The sequence below is a fragment of the Halorubrum californiense DSM 19288 genome, from assembly GCF_000336875.1.
Taxonomy (GTDB): Archaea; Halobacteriota; Halobacteria; order Halobacteriales; family Haloferacaceae; genus Halorubrum; species Halorubrum californiense.
In genome coordinates, this window is record NZ_AOJK01000003.1 from 15,239 (window position 1) to 40,024 (window position 24,786).

At 59.5% G+C, this 24,786-nt stretch carries 25 protein-coding genes and 4 pseudogenes; 17 read left to right on the plus strand and 12 right to left on the minus strand.

Annotated elements, in window-relative coordinates:
- Positions 1-9: 9 nt before the first annotated feature.
- Complete coding sequence (locus C463_RS00270) at positions 10-813, minus strand: DUF7839 domain-containing protein (protein ID WP_049905339.1); 804 nt, start codon at positions 811-813, stop codon at positions 10-12.
- Positions 814-963: 150 nt separating this feature from the next.
- Between C463_RS00270 and cbiT the strand changes: the two genes are divergently transcribed.
- The 13 genes from cbiT (at position 964) to C463_RS00335 (ending at position 12,606) form a co-directional block, all read left to right on the plus strand.
- A complete protein-coding gene (cbiT, locus tag C463_RS00275) occupies positions 964-1,533 on the plus strand; it encodes a precorrin-6Y C5,15-methyltransferase (decarboxylating) subunit CbiT (RefSeq protein WP_008440025.1) in 570 nt (189 codons plus the stop codon).
- Positions 1,530-2,273, plus strand: a complete 744-nt coding sequence (locus C463_RS00280) for a cobalt-factor II C(20)-methyltransferase (protein WP_008440026.1) — start codon at positions 1,530-1,532, stop codon at positions 2,271-2,273. The genes cbiT and C463_RS00280 overlap by 4 nt, the downstream gene beginning before the upstream one ends.
- A complete protein-coding gene (locus C463_RS00285) occupies positions 2,266-3,198 on the plus strand; it encodes a cobalt-precorrin-4/precorrin-4 C(11)-methyltransferase (protein ID WP_008440027.1) in 933 nt (310 codons plus the stop codon). Before C463_RS00280 ends, C463_RS00285 begins: the two co-directional genes overlap by 8 nt.
- Positions 3,198-4,202: a cobalt-precorrin 5A hydrolase gene (gene cbiG / locus C463_RS00290; protein ID WP_008440028.1), complete on the plus strand. Its 1,005-nt coding sequence runs from the start codon at positions 3,198-3,200 to the stop codon at positions 4,200-4,202. The genes C463_RS00285 and cbiG overlap by 1 nt, the downstream gene beginning before the upstream one ends.
- Positions 4,199-5,149: a precorrin-3B C(17)-methyltransferase gene (locus C463_RS00295; protein WP_008440030.1), complete on the plus strand. Its 951-nt coding sequence runs from the start codon at positions 4,199-4,201 to the stop codon at positions 5,147-5,149. Before cbiG ends, C463_RS00295 begins: the two co-directional genes overlap by 4 nt.
- Before the next feature lie 2 nt (positions 5,150-5,151).
- Entirely contained in the window at positions 5,152-6,141 is a 990-nt protein-coding gene (gene cobJ, locus C463_RS00300; protein WP_008440032.1) for a precorrin-3B C(17)-methyltransferase, read from the plus strand.
- Positions 6,131-6,412 (plus strand): ferredoxin, encoded by a 282-nt coding sequence (locus C463_RS00305; protein WP_008440034.1) that lies wholly within the window; start codon positions 6,131-6,133, stop codon positions 6,410-6,412. Before cobJ ends, C463_RS00305 begins: the two co-directional genes overlap by 11 nt.
- Positions 6,409-7,122, plus strand: coding sequence for a hypothetical protein (locus C463_RS00310; RefSeq protein WP_008440035.1), 714 nt, complete (start codon positions 6,409-6,411; stop codon positions 7,120-7,122). Before C463_RS00305 ends, C463_RS00310 begins: the two co-directional genes overlap by 4 nt.
- Positions 7,119-8,336, plus strand: coding sequence for a CbiX/SirB N-terminal domain-containing protein (locus C463_RS00315; protein ID WP_008440036.1), 1,218 nt, complete (start codon positions 7,119-7,121; stop codon positions 8,334-8,336). Before C463_RS00310 ends, C463_RS00315 begins: the two co-directional genes overlap by 4 nt.
- A 24-nt stretch (positions 8,337-8,360) precedes the next feature.
- Entirely contained in the window at positions 8,361-8,738 is a 378-nt protein-coding gene (locus C463_RS00320) for a DUF3209 family protein (protein ID WP_008440037.1), read from the plus strand.
- An 84-nt stretch (positions 8,739-8,822) separates the two neighbouring features.
- Positions 8,823-9,299, plus strand: coding sequence for a hypothetical protein (locus C463_RS00325; RefSeq protein WP_008440038.1), 477 nt, complete (start codon positions 8,823-8,825; stop codon positions 9,297-9,299).
- A gap of 184 nt (positions 9,300-9,483) precedes the next feature.
- Positions 9,484-10,368, plus strand: a complete 885-nt coding sequence (locus C463_RS00330) for a ParA family protein (protein WP_008440039.1) — start codon at positions 9,484-9,486, stop codon at positions 10,366-10,368.
- 558 nt (positions 10,369-10,926) lie between these two features.
- The gene (locus tag C463_RS00335; protein ID WP_008440042.1) at positions 10,927-12,606 is read left to right on the plus strand and encodes an NAD+ synthase; all 1,680 of its coding nucleotides are present in this window, start codon (positions 10,927-10,929) and stop codon (positions 12,604-12,606) included.
- Between the two features lie 53 nt (positions 12,607-12,659).
- On the opposite strand, the pseudogene C463_RS00340 reads toward C463_RS00335, so the two are convergent.
- Positions 12,660-13,049 (minus strand): annotated as a pseudogene (locus tag C463_RS00340) (transposase); the annotation flags it as partial.
- A gap of 355 nt (positions 13,050-13,404) precedes the next feature.
- Here C463_RS00340 and C463_RS00345 point away from each other — a divergent pair.
- On the plus strand, positions 13,405-14,130 hold the full coding sequence (locus C463_RS00345; RefSeq protein WP_449271956.1) for an IS5 family transposase: 726 nt from the start codon (positions 13,405-13,407) through the stop codon (positions 14,128-14,130).
- 150 nt (positions 14,131-14,280) lie between these two features.
- Here the strand turns inward: C463_RS00345 and C463_RS00350 are convergent, their stop codons facing one another.
- Positions 14,281-15,042, minus strand: coding sequence for a CPBP family intramembrane glutamic endopeptidase (locus tag C463_RS00350; protein ID WP_008440057.1), 762 nt, complete (start codon positions 15,040-15,042; stop codon positions 14,281-14,283).
- Between the two features lie 106 nt (positions 15,043-15,148).
- Here C463_RS00350 and C463_RS20245 point away from each other — a divergent pair, with 106 nt between their 5' ends.
- Positions 15,149-16,054 carry a winged helix-turn-helix domain-containing protein gene (locus C463_RS20245; protein WP_080510743.1) on the plus strand — a complete coding sequence of 302 codons (906 nt, stop codon included), beginning with the start codon at positions 15,149-15,151 and terminating at the stop codon, positions 16,052-16,054.
- A 108-nt stretch (positions 16,055-16,162) separates the two neighbouring features.
- The gene (locus tag C463_RS18280) at positions 16,163-16,723 is read left to right on the plus strand and encodes a hypothetical protein (protein WP_152422347.1); all 561 of its coding nucleotides are present in this window, start codon (positions 16,163-16,165) and stop codon (positions 16,721-16,723) included.
- Positions 16,724-16,767: 44 nt separating this feature from the next.
- Here the strand turns inward: C463_RS18280 and C463_RS00360 are convergent, their stop codons facing one another.
- From C463_RS00360 to C463_RS00365, 3 genes are all read right to left on the minus strand, one after another.
- A complete protein-coding gene (locus tag C463_RS00360) occupies positions 16,768-17,160 on the minus strand; it encodes a hypothetical protein (protein WP_008440059.1) in 393 nt (130 codons plus the stop codon).
- A 357-nt stretch (positions 17,161-17,517) separates the two neighbouring features.
- On the minus strand, positions 17,518-17,961 hold the full coding sequence (locus tag C463_RS17290; RefSeq protein WP_080510744.1) for a DUF3592 domain-containing protein: 444 nt from the start codon (positions 17,959-17,961) through the stop codon (positions 17,518-17,520).
- A 367-nt stretch (positions 17,962-18,328) separates the two neighbouring features.
- Positions 18,329-19,213, minus strand: coding sequence for a hypothetical protein (locus C463_RS00365; protein WP_239638831.1), 885 nt, complete (start codon positions 19,211-19,213; stop codon positions 18,329-18,331).
- Positions 19,214-19,531: 318 nt separating this feature from the next.
- Here C463_RS00365 and C463_RS00370 point away from each other — a divergent pair, with 318 nt between their 5' ends.
- Positions 19,532-20,305 carry a hypothetical protein gene (locus C463_RS00370; RefSeq protein ID WP_239638832.1) on the plus strand — a complete coding sequence of 258 codons (774 nt, stop codon included), beginning with the start codon at positions 19,532-19,534 and terminating at the stop codon, positions 20,303-20,305.
- Between the two features lie 375 nt (positions 20,306-20,680).
- Here the strand turns inward: C463_RS00370 and C463_RS17295 are convergent.
- From C463_RS17295 to C463_RS19505, 6 genes and pseudogenes are all read right to left on the minus strand, one after another.
- Positions 20,681-20,941: pseudogene (locus tag C463_RS17295) on the minus strand (CopG family ribbon-helix-helix protein); the annotation flags it as partial.
- A gap of 96 nt (positions 20,942-21,037) precedes the next feature.
- The gene (locus C463_RS00375; protein ID WP_049905346.1) at positions 21,038-21,262 is read right to left on the minus strand and encodes a hypothetical protein; all 225 of its coding nucleotides are present in this window, start codon (positions 21,260-21,262) and stop codon (positions 21,038-21,040) included.
- 164 nt (positions 21,263-21,426) lie between these two features.
- A complete protein-coding gene (locus C463_RS00380; RefSeq protein WP_008440070.1) occupies positions 21,427-22,974 on the minus strand; it encodes a serine hydrolase domain-containing protein in 1,548 nt (515 codons plus the stop codon).
- Positions 22,975-23,116: 142 nt separating this feature from the next.
- Positions 23,117-23,650, minus strand: coding sequence for a helix-turn-helix domain-containing protein (locus C463_RS19495; protein WP_008440071.1), 534 nt, complete (start codon positions 23,648-23,650; stop codon positions 23,117-23,119).
- Between the two features lie 85 nt (positions 23,651-23,735).
- Positions 23,736-24,557 (minus strand): annotated as a pseudogene (locus tag C463_RS00390) (type IV toxin-antitoxin system AbiEi family antitoxin domain-containing protein).
- Positions 24,558-24,644: 87 nt separating this feature from the next.
- Positions 24,645-24,786, minus strand: a pseudogene (locus tag C463_RS19505) (IS6 family transposase); the annotation flags it as partial.

A 24,786-nucleotide genomic window follows, 5' to 3' on the forward strand; every position in this document is an offset into this window, starting at 1 on the left:
CATTATGAGCTAGAACGCGTCCGAATCGAGCACGCGGTGCGGCACGTTCCTGTCGCGGAGCTTGGAGGTGTGTCGGGGAATCTCGTCGGTCACCGCGATCAAGAGAACGTCGAGGCCGAGCATCCCCGCTTCGGCGACGCCTTCTGCGGTCCCGAATCTGAGGTCCGGATCGACGTCGCTCTGAGAAACGAGCGCATACGCCTCCGTCCCGGCGACCGCAACGAGTCCCTCGTCCGGAGCATGTGTCGAGATTACGTCCGGATTCAGGCGGTCGTCATCGGTGACAGTCGGGACTGGCAACACCGAGACATTACCCGTGTCGTAGTCCACGACGCCCTCGAAGTCGGCGACGCCAACGGCCTCGCCTTTGTTGGCGCCCGTGACGGTGACCGCGGTCGCGGTCCCACCGGCAGGGTTGGCGTGGAGCACACCGTCCCGCATCACCAGTCCGACTTCCGTACCTTCCGCTACATCGTTGAGTGCGATAGCAGCGTCGACCTCAACGCTCCCGAGCACGTCAGAATTAACATGGTCGAGGTACGCCTCCAAGTCATCAGTTCGGGAAATGAGCCAGTCGACTCCCTCCTTCGTCACTTCGTACCGGCCGCGACCACCCTTCTCGACGTAGCCCGACTCAACCAAATCGCGAACGTAGTCGCTGACCGCCTGCGAGGTCACGCCGATCGTCTCTGCGATCTCGTTTTGACTCACCGCCGGCTGGTGGGACGCGATCTCCACAAGCACTTGATAACGCGTCGCGCTTCGCTTGTTCTCGAGAACGTCCGGCGATCCTCCACCCGTTGAGTCGTCCATTACCGGATTTTTGGATGCCACAAATAAAGTCTTGTTGTCTATTTCACGGTGAAATTGTGCTGAAGGGGTTCTCACACGCGATTTTGTAAATTGTAATTTACTTAGTACAACCAAAATTGTTTTGTGGAGCGATTCACTTGTACACAGTGAATGCAGGCGACAAAGTTACCGAACGACGCGAAAGCGGGGCCGACCAAGCCGGAGGTCCGTGCGGTGTTGGCGCGAAAGCTCGCGCTCGGTCCCGACGACCACTTCGTCGAGGTCGGCTCCTGTACCGGCGCGGTAACGATCGAGGCCGCTCGCCACGCGGGGCGGGTGACAGCGCTCGAACGGAAAGCGGAACGGCTCGAGGCCACTCGGGCGAACCTCGCCGCGAACGAGTACGACGCCGACGTACAGCTCGTCAACGCCGAGGCGCCGGAGCGGCTTCCGGAGGACGGTGACGTGGTTTTCCTCGGTGGATCGCGAAACTACGAGCGCGTTCTCGACGACGCCGTCGCCGCCGGCTACGATCGGATCGTTATGAACGTGTCCCGCCTCGAAGTCGCGGGAGAAGCGGCTCGGGCCTTCCGCGATCGCGACCTTCTCGACGAAGTGCTCTGCCTCCAGATGGCGACCGGTTACGACCTCGCGGGCGCGACGAGCTTCGACGCCGACAATCCGGTGTATATGCTCGTCGGCGAGCCAAGCTCTAACAACGATCCGGGTGGCACCGCATGACCCTGTACGGCGTTGGACTCGGTCCCGGTGCTCCCGACCTGATCTCCGTTCGAGGACGGGAGATCCTCGACGGCGTCGACGTGGTGTACTCTCCGGGTCGACTCTCGCGTGCGGTCGCCACCGAACACGTCCCGGAGAGCCGGATCGGGGACCTCAATTTCCCGATGACGAGCGACGAGGACCGGCTCCGCAAGGCGTGGAAAGAGGCCGCAGCCGAGATTGCCCCCGAAGCACGCACCGGTGACGTCGCGTTCGTCACGCTCGGCGACCCGAACGTGTACTCCACGTTCGGGCACCTCAGACGGACGCTGGACGCGTTCCATCCCGACGTCGACGTGGAGATCGTCCCCGGGATCAGCGCGATGACGGCGTTCGCGACGGCCCTCGACATCGAGGTCGAAGCCGGCGCCGGGCTCGCGCTCCGCGAGGCCGCCGGCGGTCGCGCGCCCACCGGACCCGACAGGATGGTCCTGTTCAAGGTGACCGACGCCCCCGAGACGGCTCGCAAACTCGACCAGGCGGGCTACGACGTTCGGTTCGGGCGGCGGCTGTTCATGCAAGCGGGCGAGACGGTCGTCACCGGAGACGCCGAGACGGTCGCGGATCGCGACTACTACACGCTCGCGTACGCCGAACGCCGCGGTCTCGAAACGTCGAGGGCGACCGACGAGTTCTCCGCCGACGCGACAGGGACCGGTCGTGTCTCTGCGGCCGCCGACACGGAGGTCAGTGATGACTGACGACCCGGTCGATTCGCAGGCGTCCATCGACGCCGTCGGCGACCGGACGGCAGACGAACTTGACCCGCGGGTCCACGAGTACACCGCGGGCGAAGAGCAAGAGGGAATTCCGTTCATTGGTGCCGGGCCGGGCGATCCCGGACTCCTCACTGTGCGCGGCAAGGAACTGGTCGACGAGGCCGACCTCGTCGTCCACGCCGGGTCGCTGGTCTCCAGCGCGCTCTTGGTGGAACACTGCGCGGACGCTGAGCTGGTGAACTCCGTGGGCAAGGACCTCGAGGAGCTGATCCCACTCATGCGGGACGCCCACGAGAGCGGACGCACGGTCGTCAGACTCCACAGCGGCGACCCCGCGGTGTACGGCGCCGCCCTCGAGCAAATCGACGCGCTCGAAAGCGAGGGCGTCCCGGCGTACATCGTCCCCGGCGTCACGTCGTCATTCGCGGCGGCGGCGACGCTGCGTACCCAACTCACGCTGAACGGCGTGGCGAACCACGTCGCGTTCACGCGTCCGCGGGGAAAGACGCTCGACGCCGAGGACGACCACGTCGCCGAGTTTGTCGAGATGGGAGACGTGACGACCTGTATTTACCTCGGCACCCACGCGGTGAGCGACACGATGGATCGCCTGCTCGACCGCGACGGTATCGACCCGGAGACGCCGGTCGCGGTCGTCTATCACGCCTCGTGGGACGACGAGGACGTGATCACCGGATCGATCGCCGACATCGGTGAGAAGGTAGAGTCGGTCGGCTACCGTGCGTCCGCGATGGTCCTCATCGGCGAGGCCGCGACAGGTGCGGGGTACGAGCGGTCGTTCCTCTACGGCGATTGGGCGAACGGCGGAGCGACGGACGCGGCAAACGGCGAACCGGACGACGCAGCGGACGCCGCGGAGACGACCGAAACGGAGGCCGACGACTGATGAGCACCGACAGCGACGACGGGACGAACGCGAGTAGCACCGACACGACTGACGACTCCGGCGGCGGGCACTGTTCGACTGCGGACTCGGACGGCGAAGTGGCGGAGGAGATAGCAGTCATCACCTTCGAGCGAAAGCTCGACACCGCCACAGAGATCGTCGAGGGGATCGGCGACCGCTACGAGTCGATCGACGTGATCGAGTACCACGGCGACGTGTTCGCGGAGCACTGGGGCGAGTACGACTGCTTCGTCGGACTGATGGCCTCCGGAATCGCTATGCGAAAGACCGCGCCACTGCTCGACGACAAGTGGGACGACCCCGCCATCGTCGTGGTCGACGAAGAACTCACGTGGGCGATCCCGATCACCGGCGGTCACCACGGTGCTAATCAAGTGGCGGATGACCTCGCGACGCTTGGCGCCGTGCCGGCGATGACCACCGCTTCGGAGGCGGCGGACAAACAGGGCGTCGAGAAGCAGGCGAAGGCGCTGTCCGCACACGTCGTTAACGGCGATTCCACGGTGGCGACGAACTTGGCCGTCCTCGACGACGAGCTCGGCCCGGTCGAACGGCTCGACGGGCCGCGGGCGGTGATAGTCGACGACGACGTGACGGTCCTCAAACGAAATCTCGACGACGGGATCGTGCTCGGTACGGGCTCGGTCTCCGGCGCGAACGAAGGCCGGTTCCTCGAGGCGTGGGACCGCGCCCTCGACGAGATCGACCGCGACTGGGGCGACGTCGAGTTCGTCGCCACCGCGACGCGAAAGGCCGACGAGGAGGGCCTTCTCGCTGCGGCGGCGACGCGTGACGTCGGGGTCGTCGTGTTCGACAAGGAGACTCTGCTTGAGTTCGAGGGACCGACGCCCTCGAAGGCGAAGGAACTCATCGGCTGGCCAGGCGTTGCCGAGGCGAGCGCTATCGCCGGCGGCGCCGACCACGAACTCGTCACAGAGAAGACCAGCTACGAAAGCGAAGTGACCGTGGCGGTGGGGCAATGACCGGGAACGGCTCGGCACCCGGCGGCGCGGACGACGCGCCGGACGGCATGGGAACGCTGTACGTCGTCGGCATCGGTCCGGGACTTCCCCACGCGATGACTCAGCGGGCCCGCGACGTGATACGCCACGCCGACTGCGTCATCGCGTCGAACCTCTACCAAGAGTTCCTCCGTCGGGACGGGACTATTCCCCCCGAGTCGCAGACAGAGGACGCCGCCGCCACGGACGGCGGTACCGCGGTCAATGCGGCCGACGAGACCGATGACGCCGGCTGGACGGCCGGAAACGTCGGTACCCATCCCGACGGCGAGACCGTCGAGATCGTACGGTCCTCGATGGGGCAGCAGATCGAACTCGCCCGTGAGGCGTTCGAGCGCGTCCGCGCCGGACAGGACGTGGCGCACGTCTCCGGCGGCGATCCCAACGTGTACGGGAAGTCCGACCTCGTCTACCTGATGGCCGACGAGGACGACGCGGACGATGTCCCAATCGAAATCGTGCCCGGCGTGACGGCCGCGCTCGGTGGTGCCGCGATGGTCGGTGCGCCGCTCTCGAACGACTTCTGTACGATCTCGCTATCGGACAAGTGGCGCGGCTGGGAAGAGATCGCAGAGAAGCTCCGCGCTGCGGCGGTGTCGGGATTCACCATCGTCCTCTACAACTGCTGGCGCGACTACGAGCGCGCGATCGAGGTACTCCGCGAACACCGCACCGACGACGCACAGGTCGCGATCGTCAACGACGCCGGTCGGGGCGAGGCCGGCCGCAACCTCGACGACGAGACGTACACACTGACGACGCTGGGCGAGGCGACCAACCACGACGACGAGGTCGGCGGTATGGGCACGTCCCTGATCGTCGGCACCCACGAGACGGAAGTCTGGGAAAACGACTACGACCAGTTCCTCGTCACCCCGCGTGGCGGGCGAGACGTCGACGACTTCTGATAATGAGTGACACCACCTGCGGATCGACAGACGAATCGAACTCGAATTGCGGCGGCGCCGAGACAAAGGCCACCGACGGCGGAGCGGCGACGGAGAACACAAGCGCGTCGTCGCCGGCGTGCGGCGCGAGCGACTCCAGTGGCTCCTCCTCGTGCGGTACATCGAAATCCGGAGCGACGGACGACAAGGTCGGATCGACTGCCGACGACTTCGACGCCGACCCGGGGCGGCTGTTCGCCGTTGGACTCGGTCCCGGGCAGCCGGAGGGGATGACCCAGCGCGCCAAGGCGACGCTGCTGGAGGCGGAACACATCGTCGGGTACACGACGTACATCGACCTGATTCCGGATGCCGTCACCGAGGCCGCCGACGAGCTGTACGATACGCCGATGTGCGGCGAGGTCTCTCGGACCGAAGAAGCGGTCGACCGGGCGCTGGCGGGCAACGATGTCGCCATCGTCGGCTCCGGTGACCCGAACGTGTACGCGCTCGGCGGGCTCGCGCTCGAGATAATCGAGTCGAAGGGCGCGACGGCGTCGGCGCTCGACTTCGAGGTCGTCCCCGGTGTCCCAGCCGCGCAGTCGTGTGCCGCCCGCGTCGGTGCACCACTCGTCAACGACTCGGTGTCGATCTCGCTGTCGGACCACCTGACGCCGATGGCAGACATCGAGTCGCGACTCCACGCGGTCGCGGCCGAGGGGTTCACGATCGCGATATACAACCCGTGGAGTCGGAAGCGACGCGAGAACTTCGAGACGGCCTGCGAGATCCTCTTGGAACACCGGCCGGCCGACACGCCGGTGGGCGTCGTCCACGGGGCCGGGCGTGACGACGAGGCCGTCGAAATCGTCGAACTCGGCGAACTGAAGTCGCTCGGCGAGACCGACCTCATCGACATGACGACCACCCTGCTCGTCGGCAACGAGGAGACGTACGTCTGGGACGGTCAGATGATCACCCCCCGCGGCTACGAGAGCAAGTATGACTACTGAATCCGTCGACGGCGAGACGGCTTACCGCGTCTCCGTCGATCTGAACGCCTGTGACGGCGTTTTCGCCTGTCTCGTACGGGACGACCGGTTCGTCGAGGCCGACGGCGGGCTCGTCGGGTTCGACCCAGCAGACGCTGTGGCCCCGATCGATCGCACCACGGAAGAGGTTACCGCGACATTCCGTGACGAGAGTATCGACGAGGCGCAGGCGGCCGCGGCGGCCTGTCCGTTGGACGCGATCACGGTCGAAGAGCGCGAGGGAGATGCATGAGTACCGCCGAGACGACGCCGGACGATATGCTCGCTCGACACCCGGAGACAGCGTACTTCTGGGGCCACGTCGCGGGCGGCGGCCAAGTGACAAATAAAGGGATCGAGATCGAGGTCGCGGACGAAGACGCCGCGCGCCGGCTGGCCGCGATCGCTGGCGGCGGGACGGTCGATCACCGAATCGCCGAACGCGAGTTCGCCCACGACACGGCGGTCACCCGGCAGGCCGACAAGTACACGGTACAGATCATCGACCCGACGCTGGCGGCGAACGCGGCCGCGGCGCTCGGGTTGCCGGTGGGATCGGACCCCGGCGGGTACCGGTTCGACGCCCTTCGCGACCACCGTCGAGAACTACTTCGCGGGCTCTTGGAGGCGTGCGGCGTCGTCTGCTTCCGCGAGTCGAGCGCCGCGGTCGGCATCTCGTTCGTCCACGACGACGCCCGGCTGTTAGAGCGGATCCGAACGACGCTCGACGCGGCGGGATTCGACGCCGAGGAACCGCAACCGTCGTCGTCGGGTGGCCACTGGTTCGGCGTCGCGGACACCGACACGACCGCGTTCGCCGAGTGGGTCTACGAAGGGGCCGGCGATAGCGGCCTATTCGCGACGAACCGCCGCCGAAAGGCGCTTCGAAGCGTCGAGCGGGCCGCGGGTCTCGATGTCGGAAGCCTCATCGAACCGACCGACACAGACGGAGGAGACTCATGAGCCGGGCGGCAGATGCTGTCGGAATCGGTGACGAAGAGACCGCGCTGCTCGTCGGCCACGGCTCTCGTCGAGATAAGTCGAACGAGGCGGTACGCGAGCTCGCGGCCGGTCTCGAGGATCGTCTCGGCGTTTCGACCGACGCCGCGTTCCTCGAACTCGCGGAACCGTCGATCCCCGACGCCATCGGTACACTCGTACATAGTTCGTCGCGGATAACGATGGTGCCGTTGTCACTTTTCGCGGCCAGTCACGTCAAAAACGACCTCCCGCTCGCCGTGAAGCGTGCGCGGAGTGAACACCCGGGCGTCACCTTTCACGCGGGCGCGAACCTCGGTATCCATCCGGCGATACTCGACCTCCTCGACGACCGAGCGCGGGACGTGGAGGCGGAGCTAGGCGTCGACCGCGACGAAGACGATGTCGCCGTCGTGGTCTGTGCCCGGGGCTCGTCGGACCCGGACTCGAACGCCGACGTACACAAACTCGCCAGGCTCATGTACGAGGGCCGCTCGTTCGATCGGGTGGAAGCCGGGTTCATCGGTGTCACCGAACCGCTCCTCGACGAGGCGCTCCACGATGTCGCGAAGACGCGACCGGACGCGATCGTCGTGTTGCCGTACATGCTCGGTGACGGCGTCTTGACCGGACGAATCCGCGACGGGGCCGCGGAGTTCGACGCGGAGTACCCCTACGTCGACGCCGCGGCCGGCGACCCGCTCGGAACGGACACCCGGCTGCTGGACGTTCTCTCAGACCGGTGGCAGGAGGCGCGGACCGACTCGGTCGACATGTCGTGTGACACGTGTAAGTACAAAGTCGAACTCGACGGGTACGAGGAAGATGAGGGCGGGGCACGCGCGATGCTCCGCGCACTGACCCACCAGCAGGCACACGAAGACCGCGACGACGTCGCCGACGAACCGCACGCCCACGACGCTCCCGAGACACACCTCGCCGTCTGTACGAATCAGACCTGCGCGGCGGGCGGTTCACCAGCCGTTCTGGAAAACCTTCGCCAAGCCGCCCGAGACGCCGACGCGGACGTTCACGTCACGCGATCGTCGTGTTTCGATCAGTGCGGCGACGGCCCGATCGTCGCGCAGTATCCCGATGGGGTATGGTACGGCACCTGCGACGACGAAGACGCCGACCGAATCGTCTCCGCCATCGAGCGGGACCGAATCGTTAGCGACCTCGTTCACCAAACGCTATGATGTACAATCAGACTTCGACCCACGATGAGCTGTGACGAAATTGAAGCCCTGCGACTCGGGCTTATGAACACCCTCGGAACCTCGGACGACGCCGTTCGACGCCACGCAGAGCAGGAACTCGGTGATAAACTGAACGAAAACACACCGATCGCCGCGCTCGCGGGAGCCGAATCCGTAGCGGAACTCCAACGCCATCTAGACGCTACACTCGTCGACTTGGAGGAAGAAGTCGCAACCCTCGACTCGGACGATCCCGAATACGCGTACACCCGAGGCCGCCTTGTGGCCGTTCGAGACGCTGAGAGATCGCTGGCTCGACTCGCCGACGCGGGCGAGTCGTTCCTCGACGACTTGGGGGATTCCCATCACACGCTTCACGAGGTGTTCCCTACCGAGGAGTGAATTTACTGGAGAGAATTATAAGCAAAGGCTTCAGTTTCACATTGGTCACCTTCGGTTGAATTCTGACCCAGCCTACAATTCTATATGATCTGGCAGTGCGTCGGCGCAGCAACCTTGCTCGGTGCGGCAGTCCTTCTAGACACAGACAAGGACCACGACGAAGTTGTCAAAGAGACAGCCAACAACCTCGAATCAAAGCTCCCGCAGAACGCGACCCTGTACGTCGATCACATCGATAGAGAGTATCAGAACCCACGGAGCGCGTTCGACGACCTCGACAACGCTCCAGAACAGCACATCCGGGACGTCGTCGTCAAGTCGGGACAGAAGAACAGCCACATCATCGAGGTCGAGAGCGGCAACTCCATCGAGCAGAATGACTCGGAAGCGAAATCGCAGATCGAGGATTTCTCGATTCCGGAATATCTGCGGGTGTTAGTCGTCCCAGACGCTGATTTTGACGCCGTCCATGTCGCCGAGTTTGAAGAGCAGTTGGACACTGAACTCGACGGAGAGTACTACGTCGCGACGCCCCAAGGCGTTATCGACCTGTTGGACTGAGACGTTCACGAGAATCGTTGTAGTGTTCAACACCCCGGTACCCTACCCAAGAGCTTATGATTAGTGTCTCAGACAAGTGTCCTAGATATGTGTCTTAGATACATTTCTAAGGTAAGCTTCTAATATGAGTGTCTTAGATATGTGTCTGACATAACTTTATCAGCTTCGGCAGTCATCTACGACCATGCTCGCGTACACGGTATACTCTGAGGCTGGTGGCGTCGGAAAGACGACGCTTGCCGCCAACCTAGCCGTCGCGCATCGCCGAGCAGGTCTGGACGTCCTCGTCGTCCCGCTCGATCCACAGGATGGCGACTTGAGCCGGCTGTTCGGCGTTGATGTCGACCGGGCAGACGCATCGGCAGACAACCTTGTCCGGCACATGGTCGGCTCACCACGCGGGCCGTTTACCGATCTCATCCACACCGTCGAGGGGATCGACATTATCCCCGAACACAACGCATTGGCGGATCTTCAAGATCACCTCCGTCGCGAGAAGCAGAAGGCGGAGGACTTCGGTGAATCATACAATATCCACGCGCAGTTGCGACGGGTCCTCCAAGAAGCGGATGTCCCGCAGGAGTACGACGTCGTCATTGTCGACCCGCCGGCAACCGAGGGGCCGCATCTCTACAACGCGATCTACGCGACGCGGAATCTCTTACTTCCGGTCGAGCCGTCAGCCAAGGGACAGGCAGCGGTCCGGGGGTTGGAGGACCTAGCGAAAAACTTCGCCGAGCAACTGAATATCAACGTCGGCGTTCTCGGCGCCGTGCCAGTTGGGGTCAAAGGGACCAGTGACCAACAGGAGTTGCTCAAAGAAATTCCGTATGAGGTCCCCGCGGTGATCGGCGACCGGACGTCGATGATGGAGGGCTGCTGGCGGCAGCAGTGTTCAGCATTCCGCTACGTCCGCGAGCATCGGAGCCGGCGCCGTGATTACGAAGTCGAGACACTCGCGCAGTTCGACGAGATTGCGCGGTTCGTCGAAAAGGAAGGCGGAATCGAGGCACCGAACCCACCAGAGCCGGGTACGCTTGACGAAGATGAACCCGAGGTGAAGGCCTAATGGGTGGCTTCAAATCTGGCGCAGCGGACGACGACTGGGGTGAGGAAACGGACGACCAAGAGAATGATACGGGCGGTCGTGAAGACAGCCAGGAGCCAGTTTCGGAACCGGACCCGAGGAGCTCCCGTGATGCGACTCAAGAGGTAAGAAAAGAGTCTTCCACCCCACAACTGCCGTGGATCCACCGACGGAACAGCATCACAGACGGTCGAGAGACTGTCTCTTATACACATNAGATGTGTATAAGAGACAGGCCGACCTCCGCGAAGCCGCGCTTCTGGTCGGCCTTGAGCACGTCGACGAGGTCGCGGAACTACTCAAAGAGTGGGGCTACGCGATCGAGTAGTCTCCCAAATTTCTATTGCGACATATGATTTATGATCTGGTTCGTACCGGGTCACCCCGCTATCGAAGTGTATCTCAAGAGAACTTCTGTTAAGAACGACTGCGTCTGATATGGCACCTCGAGATCTCAAACGCCGTGGCTGTTTGTTTTCGAGAGAGATACTATAATAGGTTCAGTTTTTATTAGCGTTCGGTCGAAGTTTCTATAGAAGAATGGAAGAGAAGTTGAAAATAGGAATTATACAACACAATCCTGTCGTTGGAGATGTCGTCGGAAACTGTGACAGGCTCACCTACGAGTACAGAGAGCTACTGGATGCTGAGCCGGATCTCGTTGTCACACCCGAGCTCTCGTTGGTGGGGTATCCGCCCCGCGACCTGCTTCACCGATCAGGAATACTCGATACGCAGGAATCTGTACTTAACGAGCTTGCTTCGGAAACCGATGGCGGGCCGCCACTGATTGTTGGTGCCGCGGTCAGGACCGATCATGAGACGGGCGCACCGATCCACAACGCTGCGGTCGTGTTACGCGATGGGGAATGGAGCGAGACGTATCATAAGCGATTACTCCCAACCTACGACGTTTTCGATGAACATCGCTACTTCCGCCCCGGAAGCGAGCCGTTGGTCGTGGATGTTGGAGACGCATCCGTAGGAATCACAATTTGTGAAGACGCGTGGCAAGACGTTCAGGTGACTGGGACACAGCGCCACGACGAGACGCCGCTAGAGGACACTGCTGCGAGCGGCGCGGAACTCATTGTCACGCTATCCGCGAGCCCATTCAGCCTCAACAAACCGTCTCGCCGTGAGAATCGCTTCACAACACACGCCGCTGAGACGGGGTGTCCGGTTGTCTTCGCCAATCAAGTCGGTGGCAACGACGAGTTGGTTTTTGACGGCCACTCGCTGGTCACCGTTGAGGGAGAGGTCCACGAGCGGCTAGCCGGATTCGAATCCGACACAGCAGTTGTTGACGTTCCGATCAATAGTAACACAGCTGCTTCGAGATACGAGTCAGAAACTCGTGCCACACAGGCTCGCGAGGCGCTCACGCTCGGGGTTCGTGATTATTTCGAAAAGACCGGGTTTGGGGAAGCGGTCATCGGCCTATCTGGTGGGATCGATTCCGCTGTCACAGCCGCCCTTGCGGTAGCCGCGCTCGGCAAAGACAGCGTCTACGGTGTGTCGCTTCCGAGTGAGATCACGAGTGAACAAAGCATCGCTGACGCCCGAACAGTAGCGACAAACTTGGGGATTGAATTCGATGTAATCCCGATTGGAACGACGATAGAGACGATATCCGGGACGCTTGATGCGAACGACGCATCACTCAGCGGTGTCGCAGCTGAAAACATCCAAGCGCGGATCCGTGGTACCATTCTCATGGGGATCGCAAATCAGCGGGATGGGCTCGTGCTTACGCCCGATAACAAGAGTGAGGCCGCGATCGGCTACTGTACGCTGTACGGTGACGCCGTGGGTGCGCTCGCTCCGCTCGGTGACTGTTACAAACAACTGGTGTACGAACTCGCCGAGGGGTTCAACGATACGCTTACCTCAACCGGATCATCGTCGGTCATCCCGACGTCAGTGATCGAGAAGGAACCAACCGCAGAACTACGCACCGGGCAGGCCGACGAGGAAGAAATTCCGGCGTATGAGGTTCTGGATCCCATTCTGGACCAGTACATCGAGGGGGGCAGTAACGCAGAATCGATCCAGCGAGGGTATCCTGACCACGTCGTTGACGAAGCCCTCAAGCGGGTTACTCATGCTGAATTTAAACGACGACAGACGCCACCGCCACTCCGTATTACCCAGAAGGCACTCGGACGGGGATGGAACTATCCCATCGCCGCAACGTACAAGCATGTACTCGATAGTTAATGAGAATTCCACCACCGAGTGTACAAACGCTCTTTTGTAGCACATTGTTGATTTCAGAGAGTTGCTTTGACGGCGTGTTTGAGTGCTTCTCGTCCGGGTTTGCGGTAGAGCTCTCCTCTGAGTTGGAACACTCAGAAATACTGTGTGAGGCGATCGTTTGAGATGCCTCGATGCGGCGAGAGCCACGCGTCGCTGGCGCGACGGTGGCTCTCGCACGTGTTCACGTGGATCGTGTCGTCGGCGTATTCGCCGTCACCGTGAACGACGTATTCACGCTCAAAACTCTCGTCTTCTTCGAGTGTATCGTACGCGCGAAATCCGTCGGTATAGACGGTGAGAGGCTCCTGTTGGCGTCCAGCCAGCAGGAGCCGGATCGTCGATTCGTCTGCGGATTTCGCCGGCACGAGATACCGCTGCTCGGTGCCGCGATCCACGAGAACAAANGATCGTCGATTCGTCTGCGGATTTCGCCGGCACGAGATACCGCTGCTCGGTGCCGCGATCCACGAGAACAAACACCGGCGGTTTGTCTTGTTTGCTCTGTTGAATCCGCAGAAGGCGGCGGGATAGCGTCGCTGTAAAGGTGGAAGCGAAGCGGAAGAGCCGAATGTGTCCAACCTACTCTTCCGCTTCGTTAAGCAAGCCGCGTCGCTGGCTCAAAAGCGCTGTGCCGCCAGTCCAACGGCGGTGAGTGATCCGACTGGCCACGGATTTCCCGGCTGGAAGCATGTCACGCTCCACTTTTTGCGGATTCACATGGATGCGACGTACCGCGAGATCGTTGATTGGGCGAGTGAGATGGATCGCGTTCGTGGGCTGTTACAACTCGCTCGAACGGCATTTCCCGCACCCTCAACGCTGTACCGGTCGTTTGAGAGGGTGCCNGATCGCGTTCGTGGGCTGTTACAACTCGCTCGAACGGCATTTCCCGCACCCTCAACGCTGTACCGGTCGTTTGAGAGGGTGCCCATGTCTGTGTGGCGAGGGTTCCCTCGGGAGTCCGCAAGGATCTGCGATCCGGGCTCGCACGGTGCCATCGATGCCACATTCTTCGACCGCGAAACGGCATCGAGACACTACCAAAACCGCTCGGAGCGCCACATACGCACGCTCAAAACGACGGCGCTCGTCGATACAAACTCGTGTGCCATCCTCGATCTTCACTGCTCGGCACACTGGCCCCACGACACGCAGACTGTCCGTCGAGTCGCCCTTCACAACACCGCGAAGATCGAGAGTCTCGCTGGCGACAAAGGCTATGACGACCAATCTCTCCGGGACGCCCTCCGTTCAGAGGGCGTCCGGCCCCTGCTGCGGCACCGGCTGTTTGCTGCGTACGATCACGCGCACAACGCACGGTTGGACAGCGAGCTATACGGCCAGCGCTGGATGGCCGAGACTGCCTTTTCGGCCATCAAGCATCGGTTCGGCCCCGCTGTCCACCCTCGCGCTTGGTACCGCGAATTCCATGAACTCGTGTTGACCGCCACAGTCTACAGCCTCGAACAAGCTCTCAAACAGTGACACCGACGCCATCATCGGATTCAACAAAGCATATCAATCGGATACTTATTTAAATACCGCCTCCGACCGGCGGCTACCTCAACGGTTTACCCTTTTGAGTGTTAATCCCAGAGCAGTGTTTCAACCCCAGAAACGCGAATCCACTAGATCTTAGGTGAGCAGGGGCACGACGAAGATCACGGAGTTAAAAACACCATGAACGAGCGCAGGCGCGACGAAGGTACTCGTCCGTTCGAACACCCAACTGAATATCCCTCCCATCACAGAGTAATAAAGCGTCATGTGAGCAACTGCGGCGATCGGCGGCGACAGGAGGAGGACCGGATAGACGTGAAACACCGCAAACACGAGGCCGGCCGTACTGATGGCGATTCTAGCCGAGAACGACGCACGGAGTCGCTGCTGAATGACGCCCCGGAAAAAGAACTCCTCGACAGGACCGATCAGCGCTAGCGACAGGACTGCCGCGATGACGAGGCCGACACCCGTCGGTGCCGCAAGGTTTGTGTACTGCATAAATCCAGGAGAGAGTTCGACGCTCGGAAGAACCGCGTCAGTGCTTACAAGCGAGAGGAACGCGGTCGCGAAGCTCATCCCCAGTCCGCCGATGAGAGCAGGGACGGTGTCTCGGTCTGGAACGTGAATCGGAACCTGGAACGACGAGCGAAATGAAACGTACCCGATGCCAACGAGCAGAAATGAAAGTTCGGTCGCGATGCTTCCAGCGATGAATATGAGCGTCTCCCCGGCATCAGAACCGACAGCTGAGACAGCAGCGAGTGAGGCAGCCAAGTTCAACACGATGGTTATCGGTATCGTGAGGGCGAGAAACGCCACCGCACTGGCAACACCAGTCTCATCACTAAGTTGATTCGGAACGGTCGCTTCTAGCGTGGAGGGCAAATCGATCATAGGTACGGAACGGGTGACTGCGTAGTAAGTGTTATCTGGACGACTATTAAGTTGATTCAGTAACAAATCAGATACCCGAGCGGAAACAACAGCACTACTGTACACAATGACGGGTGAAAGTGAAGCGAGAGAGTCAGCGTATGCGGCGCTGACCGACGAGACTCGGGTCCGTATCCTGTTAACTCTCGCAGATCAGTACGACGAAGCGTGGTCGTCCGGGTGGCCAACATTCTCTGAGTTACGAGAGCAAGTCGGCGTCGAGGACACAAGCCGATTCAGTTACCACCTGTCTGGACTTCAAGACGGTTTCATCCAGAAGGTGGACGGGCGGTACCGCCCTCGAATAGCTGCCTTGGAGATCGTCGCCGCAATTCGGGCGGGGAGTTATAAAACGCAAAATGACGACAAACAGTACGAGATCGAGCAGCAGGAGACGGAATATGAGTGTCCCCACTGCGATCGGAATCTCGTCGCAGCGTACCGAGAGCACCACCTGTATGTCGGCTGTCCAAACCACGGCGCCGCTGTGGCGTACCCGACACCGCCGCGAGCCACTGAAAACCGATCACTAGACGCAGTTATCGACTCCACGCTCCGAAACCACGCGTGTGATGTCCGACTCTTGCGTAACGGGGTTTGCCCGCACTGTTGGGGAGCGGCGGATTTGTCGCTTCCCCGCAACTCCGTTCCAGAGACGTATCTCTACCAAGACGTACCATATGCCACCGCGGCATGTGACACCTGCTGGCTGTCGTATCCGATCCCAATCGCACAGACGGTTCTCGGCCATCACGCCGTTGAGGCACTGTACGCGACGCACGGCCTGCGTCCGCGTGATGCGCAGATCGGCCCGCACAGTCTTACGGAAGTAAGCAACGTACGTACCGGTGAAGCGGTGCCGACCGCCGCCCGGGTTATAGTCCCTCTCGCTGGCGGGTCAGTTGAGTTCGATCTCGACGAAAACTGTCACATTCGTCGCTACGACGCGAGTGATACAGGACTGACACAGTGACCGCGACAGCAGTGCCATTGGAAGCTTCACAGAGACATTGATTTCAGCTGTGTTTCTCCGCCCGAGACACGGAACAGGAAGTATACGGGAGACGACCGATCAGCCGGTATGACAGACGACGCCTCAACGGACGGGCCTAGCTCCGTGATTGACCAAGCTACGTCTCACCCCGACTCTTACTCGGATCGGGCGTACACGTGGCTGTCACGGAATGGGCTCTACATCTGGGCCGGGATTTCCGTCGTGGCGTTAGCGCTCGGAGCGCTTGCCATCCCACTTTTGGCCTTCGGGTCATTGGCAGCGATCGGCGGAGAAGCGTCGATACTCGCTGGCGGAACCGCCATTGTTCTCCTCTGTACCGTCTTACTACTCGGTCTGGCAGTCGGACTACTCAGTTACGCATACTTAGAGGTAGATCGCCGGGGAGTCCCGTTCGTCGGAGACCGCAGTGCGCGGACGCTAGCTTATGATAGCATCCGAACGATAGAGACAGTCGCGGCGGGAACGTTCATTGGCGGACTCCTCACAATGCTCGGACTAGCGGTTTCAGTGAGTAATGTTCCGACGATACTCTCAGTTACCGTGGTAGCAGCCGCAATCGGACTCCCGGTAACAGTATTGGTACACACAGCCGGACGCTTTGTGTTATTTGTTGTTGATACTGATTAAGAGCCCGCTGTCGAACGAACACTCGCAGAACTCCTTGATACCGGTTAGCCGGTCTCGTTTGTCTGCCCGAGGTCCGAGAACGACTCTCCGACTCGAAGCGCGATCGGTTCATTCTCGTCGCTTGTGCCAATAGAGATAGCGACGAGTTCCTCTTCAGTACTGGTAATCGAAAATTGCTGATTCAGTCGTGAAGTCCCTGCTATCACGGTATCAGCGAGCTCCAAGTCAACTTGGTACTCACCGGTGGTGGTCCATACGTCGGCGTAGGCGACGATATTACTTTCACCGTCTGACTCGGTAGAGGGGACGTCGAACGAGGTATCGAGAACCGTCTCGTCGTCAGGATCTACGATCTCGATTGATCCACTGACTTCCTGATTCAGCTGGTTGAGGAGGTTGACCTGTTCGAAGACTCGGTTGCCGATTGCGTCAAGCACTGTCGAGCAGCCGGCGGTGGACGCTACGGCGGCGCTGGCACCGATTGCAAGCGCGCTCGACGTCGTGTAACGGAGTCGAATGACGAACGCATATGTCGATTCATCGTTGGAAGGCGTATTGCTATTGATGTGGTTTTAGATTAAACCTGTTCGGAGTGTCTCTGGCGGTGAAATCGTTTGATAGAATGCCTCTAGGAAACAATTGCGTTTCCGTCCGTGATTCAGCAACCAAGCGGAAGGACATCACCCTAACAGAGCGGTTCGAAGTTAAGAAGCGACGGATTTGTAGACTGGTCTTCCGATCANGTGATTCAGCAACCAAGCGGAAGGACATCACCCTAACAGAGCGGTTCGAAGTTAAGAAGCGACGGATTTGTAGACTGGTCTTCCGATCAGGAATAGGCTTAAGAGGCCGAATATAAGTGGTAGAGGGCTACTCTTTTTGTTAAGATACGATTTCGAGGGTGAGCCTTGCACGACATAGGCCGTGGTTGTCTCCCCGACATTGTACTGGTCAATTCTGTCTTCCGCGGCAGTCCTTGTGTCGGACGCTTTTGTTCCTATTCCCGGTCTGATGTTGTCGGAAGTGTATTGGGTTCCATTGTACGTGTAGCTGTAAGTGACGTGGGGGGGGTACCTGTCCCCCTTTTTTGAGGAATCCATGGTGACTTCTGTGTTCTCTACCGTGGCTTCAATCTGTACCCCGGATGAAAGGCTTTGTTGCTGAGAGTATGCCATGTATCCAGCAACTCCGAGCAGCACAATCCCCAGTATTATACTTATCAGAGACAGCTTCGACATATTGGTAATTGTTTAGACTACTGAATATTAATTTCGGCGTATTTCTCACTGCGCAACACATACACACGAATTCTACCGGCTGATTCAGGATATAGACGGGGAAAATAACATCGTTCAGGTGCTGACTACGCCCTCTGGATCTCGCACCGGGTTTCTGACACAATATAGGTAGATCCGTACTGTGTGTCGGTATGTGGATCACCTGTATTAACAACAGCTGCGGCGGAGTATGTCGCCTGTTAAGGATGTAAACAGAGCCGTTCTGCTGTATGTTGATCGCGAGTCCCACGAGGTGACATAGTGTTTCAAGCCTCAACCGAGGTGATCACCGAACGCGTCCGCTGATTCGGTGAACGGGCCGGTCGTTCTAGTCGAACCCCCCGTATGAGAGTTCCGCGACGTACACCTGCCCATCGTAGCGCACCAGCCAAGTACCGTCGGAGCCGTCGGCCTCGATCGCCGACTCTGGCGAGAACCGCTCCATTACGGACCGGAACGCTTCGTCGTCGGTGTCCTCGGCGTAGTAGACGCCGTCGATCGCGTCGTTCACCACTGACCGCTCCGTCTCAGAGAGCCCCGACAGCCTGAATAGGTGCTCACCGCGGAGCTGCTGAGCGTACGCGGTGGTGTTGTCGGCGACCCTACTGACGGTGTAATAGTAGCGGGTCAGCGTCGCCTCTCTACGTTCCTCCAGCACGAAGGGGTAGACGGTGCCGTTGTGCCGAACAGCGCTGTACTCGCCGGACAACAACACGCTCTCGTTGGTTTCCGGCATCGTGTACTCCTCTGGGATGGCAACTTCGGGGCCGGGCCTGAGCCGGACCTCGCGCTCGCTCATAGCCGTGAGTAGGTCACCCAGCAGCCGGCGGTCACGCTCGGAGAGTTCCTCGAAGCCGACTGTCTCGTCGGCTGGCGCCGTCCCGTTGAGATCGACGCCGACGGCGAACGCGGTACCCGGCTCGGTGCCGGTGACGTTCCAGTCGATCTCGTAGTAGCTACCCTCGTATGCGAGCGGCAGCCCCTGTTGGACTGGCGGGTCAGTAGCCGTGGCTGTCCCCGAGCCGTCCTGGATCGCCTCCCGAACCACTCCCTGATCGTCGGGGGCCGGATTGTCCACGACGGCTGGCCGGCTGGCGGCTTCTGCTATCTCCGCGTCGTCCGCGGTCTTCATCGATAACGATCCTGTTGCTGAGCAGCCTGCGAGCGCAACGAGCGCAAGCAGGCCGAACGCCGCGAGCGCTTTGCGTTCCATACCGGAAGCCGTTCTCTCTAGAATGCTCTGTTGAATCCGCAGAAGGCGTCGGATCGGGTCACTCTGTACTCGGGTCAGGTGCGCTGCCGAGAGAATTCAGAGATGTACTCTTNAGGGGGAGAAGATCGAGATAGCTGGGTGGATCGATCCACCTCCTTGACGACAAAAAGTGAGATTATCGTCACTTCAGAGATCGCGAACCTCGTGTCGTCATCGGATTCAACAGAGCACTCTAGAAAATAATTGGGGGCCGTGTTACACAGCCCGCAACAACAGACATGAAACGCCGAGTTTCAGATCGTGAAACGCGTCAGTACAATGTATCAAATCGACACGAGATGGATCAGCGTGACACTCAAAATTAGTTCGTCGCTTGTTGGAGGAATCCGTCGTGTCGCGAATCGTAACGGCTTGCTGTTGATGGTCGCATATTTGATGCTCGGGGCTGCGTGGCAGATTCCATTCTATAGCGCTGTCGTCACGGGGCTTGAGCAGTCAGGTACGCCGACAGAGAACGTGGCTCTCCCAGCGATCGACGCTCCGCTTGCCGTTTCCGTGAGCGCAGCCATCCTCATGTTGCTAGGGCTTCAATGGCTCACGATTGTCACGATTCGAACGCTTGTCGGCGGTCATACACGGACAATTCCGTCAGAGTACTACACGCGAAATATTGCGCCGGTCCTCGTAAACTCACTTGTTGGTGGGCTCATATACGCGGTTCTCATGTTCGTCGGATCAGTGCTCTTTGTTATTCCCGGGATTATCGCATACGTCGCGTTCATTTTCATGATCATGTATGTCGCGGTAGAAGACAAGAACTTCATCGCCGGTTTTCGAAATAGCTGGCAGCTAACGCGCGGCCATTGGCTGCGACTATTCGGATTATTTATAGTAATTGTCGCTGGGATTGGGCTCATCTCAGGTATGTTAACAGCCATAACATCGTTAGTAGTTAGTGCTCTTGCTGGGGAAGCAATAGGAATCCTGCTGTCAGGTGTTGTTGGACTCCCGTTTTCGCTACTCATTCTTGCGACCCTGGCAGAAGCATTCACCCAACTACAAGAGAATGAAAAAAAGATGGTGACATCGTAGGTTGTAGTGACTGTGACCGCAGTAGACTGTATCACTTACTGAGGATTTCAACAGAGCCATTTTTGTCTAAGAGAACCATCATGGAGATACGTCTCAGATACCCAATATTCGGCGTCTGAGTATTTGACATCCCCCCTCCCGGCTGAAGCCGGAGGAATCCTGAGCGTTGGGTTATTAGGGTTCACAAACTCCTTGTTCGCTCGGTGTGAACCGTCCGCTCTCGCGGTCGAATAATTGCCTCCAAGTCGATATTCCTGATAAGACAGATTCACGCGATAACCTTGTGAGCAGATTGAGTCGTTCGATGCGTCGTACTACGAAACACAACTCATCCGATCCGTTGTAATCTATTAGTAGAAATCGAGTTTCAGTGGGGAAATTCGAAGCGACAGTATCTTTATATTCATGGCGGAGGTGTATCATTTTCGCTTCAACGGTCGTCGTTTCGTAGTCGAATAACACGGTGACCACTCCCATCAGTTCGCGGCCGTCGAGTTTCTTGTCCTCGAATTCACCCATTAATTTCCTGCTCGCTTCTCGGAGCACCTCACTTCGACCAGTGTATCCGTGGTCGTCGGCAAACTGATCAATCCGCTCAAGCAAATCCTCGGGTATTAAGACGCTTACTACAGCCATATATCGATCTAGCCGCTAAAATATGTTAGATTTATTATATACTGTTGGATAGCCTGCTATCGCCGTCAGGGAAGATAATAGCCGGCCTGGTGGCACTCACGGCAAGAATCCGAGGACGGTTAGCTGCCAGATGAACAGGAGCGCTAGCCCTGCAAGTACCGTTTGGTGGATCCTCGCAGCCAGCGACCAGCGTGAGTGTCTCCAGCCTGAGACTGCTCCGGCGATGGTGCCGAATGTGAACACCGCAACGACATACGGGAGTGCGAGCACTACTTGCAGCCAAGCCGGCACGATGAGCAGTGTGAATTGGTCGAGGTTCATCAGTGTGAAAACGAAACTCCCGGCGAACACAAGTAATGTGACACAGAGTCCGACAGCTGAGGCCCGGCCAAGCCACGCAGGGTTCCGTACCCGCTGTCCGAGGGAGATTTCCATCCGTTTCTCCCTTGTTGCTTCGTCAGAGTCAGACGGTGACTGAGGAGTCGTCACTGCGACCCCTCCTCACCACTATCGGGTTGAGTCGTCTCGTCGGTGGCTGTGGATTTGCTGTCGCCACCAGAGCCGGAGCGATTGAGACGCCGCCACCCGCTGGCCCCCGCCCACCCGGCGAGAGAAAGAGCGGATCCTCCGACTGCGGCCCCGACAGCTCCGAGCGTGACCGCGCGCTGGTTAGGCGTCGTGACCGGTAGGAAGGCAGTCGATGGTTGACTGTTAAGATATAGCTGTCTGACACGCCCATCCACGACATCTACCGCCAAGACATCGTCCCCATTACGTTCGTGATAGACATACGGCTCGGTTTCAACCCACTCGACGGCGTCGCCTCCCATGGTCTGGGTGACGAGACCACCATCATCAGTTGCGTCAACAGATAGTCTGCTTAACAATCCAAGCACTTGACGCCAGTCGTTTTCAAAAGAGGAACCCGTAGACTTGTATTCACCTACCACCGCCTCAGCGCGCTCGCGGCTCGCTCGGCCCGTGGTCGGATCTGGCGTCAGGCTTTCAGCGAACAGGTCATATTCGGCCAGGATCTCGGCGGCGGGGGTGATTGGGTCCCCCGGGCCGTTGAAACCGATGAACACTCCGACATCGTGGTCTGGGAGAAGCCCAAGCCAAGCAGTGTAGTAGACGGTCCCGCCCGAGTGGCCGATGTACGATGTACTGGGGGAACCGTACTCGAAGAACCCGTATCGCAAGCCGTTGACCGCCGGATGACGTCCGTATTGTCGGCTGTGCATCGTCGCCATCGTCTCGCTGTTCAGTATCGCGTCGGTCCCGTACCCGAGGTGCGCTTGCATAAACGCAGCCATATCGAGCGCTGTCGCACTCATCGATCCGGCCGGTCTCCAGTTGATATATACCGGATCCGCCCGAGTAATTCCGTCGCCACTCGAATCGTGTGGGGCAGCCAGATTGCCGGGGTGGTCAGCGGGAACCGGCTGGTCGAACGTGCTGTGTTTCATTCCGAGTGGATCAAAGATGTTTGACTGGACGTACTCCTCGAAGGTCGTATCATATGCTTCGGCGACGATGTGGCCGGCTAGCGTCGCACCCCAGTTGGAGTACGCGACAGCCTCGTCTGGCGGGCGGATCCGATCCGGTTGATCCTCGACAAGCGCCGTTTCCAGGCGGGGGAGTGCTTCCGAGTTCGTGACGAGTCCGGGGTTGGGAACGACGCTGAACCCGGCAGTGTGGGTTCCGAGGTGCCGAAGCGTCACCGGGTTAGCATACGTGTCAGGGATCGTGACAGGGGAGTCCTCGAGATAGCTATTAACGTCAGCATCCAACTCAAGAACGCCATCCTGTACGCCTTGCATCACTGCCGTCCAGGTTACGAGTTTCGAGACTGACCCGATGCGGGTGGCTGTCGCTTTCTTATCTATACGCCTCCCCGTTTCGACATCGGCGTGGCCGTATCCTTTTGCAAGGGCGATTTCGTCGCTGTTGACAATCGCAACCGTCGCCCCGGGAGCAGCGTCGCCGAGCTGAGACGCCAACGTCTCTTCGACAACCGACTCGAGATCGCTCATTTCGGGGGACACCGTCCTAGGAGCGGTACGTGACCCTTGCTTGCGTGAACGGGCTGTCGCTCGGCCAGCGGTCGATCCAACGCCCGTCAGCGCCAGTCCACCGACACCCGTTAGGAAGGTTCGTCTGCTAGTGTTGTTCATCTCAAACCGACGTTCCAGCGGTAAGGACAAATAAATAATATCGGTGTTTCAGCGCCTGAAACAGTTGTTCACCGATATACAGAGGTGTCGACCGAACACTCCGGTCCGTCAATCGACACGCGAGCGGGTCAAATATACAAGGGATGTCCGTTTGGAAGGTAGCGAAATGGGTGAGGAGCGGCAAATAGTACAAGCTTTGACTGAGTCGTGTCTGGTGGTGGGCATGAATCCTAGTATTTCCTGTCAGGGTGGAGAAATACTCGGTAAAATTAGCAGAGGCGGATGGGGATAACAGGTCAGGAATCAGGAAAGGCGACGCAGTGATCACCGCACCGATACTGTCGAGCAGATCGACAGCCCGCCACACCGTTGAGCGCGTGACTCCTGTGGCGTCGACGAGTTCTGGGATCGTAAACTCCGTATCGTGGGCGTCGGCGAGCAGTCGAAGAATGTTGTCTGCGGCGCCGATACGAAAAACATCGGTATCCGTATCGGGATACGCATCGATACAGACTGTTATATCCTGTTTCGCCATTTCAGACACTGTCTGTTGTTGCGCAACAATTGATAAATAAATAGCCGACCACACAGCGAAGTGCTCCGTTTAGTGAACAAATCCACTAGGGGTCCGATGCTTCCAACGTGGCTGGCTCAACGTTGATCTGAAGTCGATACGTGCTGTCAGTCGATCCGGTTTCGGGTCGCGTCGGGTCTAGTGCGGAATAGCCACTCGTGAACGACTCGACAAGTTCCTCGCGAGCGGGGAGACCGATACCCAGCTGATCGGCGAGGTAGACGATCCGCTTGGTCGCAGCGCCGTTGTCGAGACGTTCGAGGTACTCGCCGACGGCCTCCCAGTCACAGCCCCGTTCGTCGGCAGTTCGCATCGCGGTTGCGAGTTTCCGGAGCCCACCACAGAACTCGGGGTGATCCGCACAGTCGGCCAGCGTCTTCTCTAGATCGCTGACCTGAACGGTCGTGCCCTCAATAGATGTCGGCTCGTATCCGAGGAATTTCCGCTCGGTGACTGTCGTGACGCGGTACGGGACGCCGTGGATCTCTCGGCTTTGCGCTCGGGTCGGTGTGATGACGTATACCGTCCGGGAGACCTGTTCGGTCAGCCCGTGGTGGCTGAGCGCACTGTAGTAGCCGATGTACATCGGCTCGGCGACGTGGGTGGCGATGAGGTACTGGTGGGTTGTGTACACGGCCTCCTCGCTGGCCGAGAGTGGCACAATAAGATACGTGCCCGGGAAGAGCCGGTCGAGCCAGCCCTTCTCGGTGAGCCGGGAGGCGACCTCGCGAGCGGTGTTTGGGGGGACCTCCAGCGTCGTCTCGATATCGTTGACAGAGATGATCTGGTGACCCGCGCCAGCGAGTCGTACAAGGAGTCGACTTTCTCGACTCGAGAGGCCCTAGCGTACATTTTTTGATTGTTCTATAGCGCTCGCACCTGCGTTTCTTGTATAGAGTATAAACACGAGCCTGTTTTAGCCTTGCGACTGCGACGGACGGGGATGAGGGTCGCGTTAAGTTTGGCGTGAATTGTGGTAGACGGCGAAGCTTTCGAGCCAGTCTTGAACTGTCTCGAGCGCGACATTGCTGAAACTATTTGCGAACGATGATGTTCGTCTTTCTATCTCCCAAAATACACGTTCGATAGCATTCCGA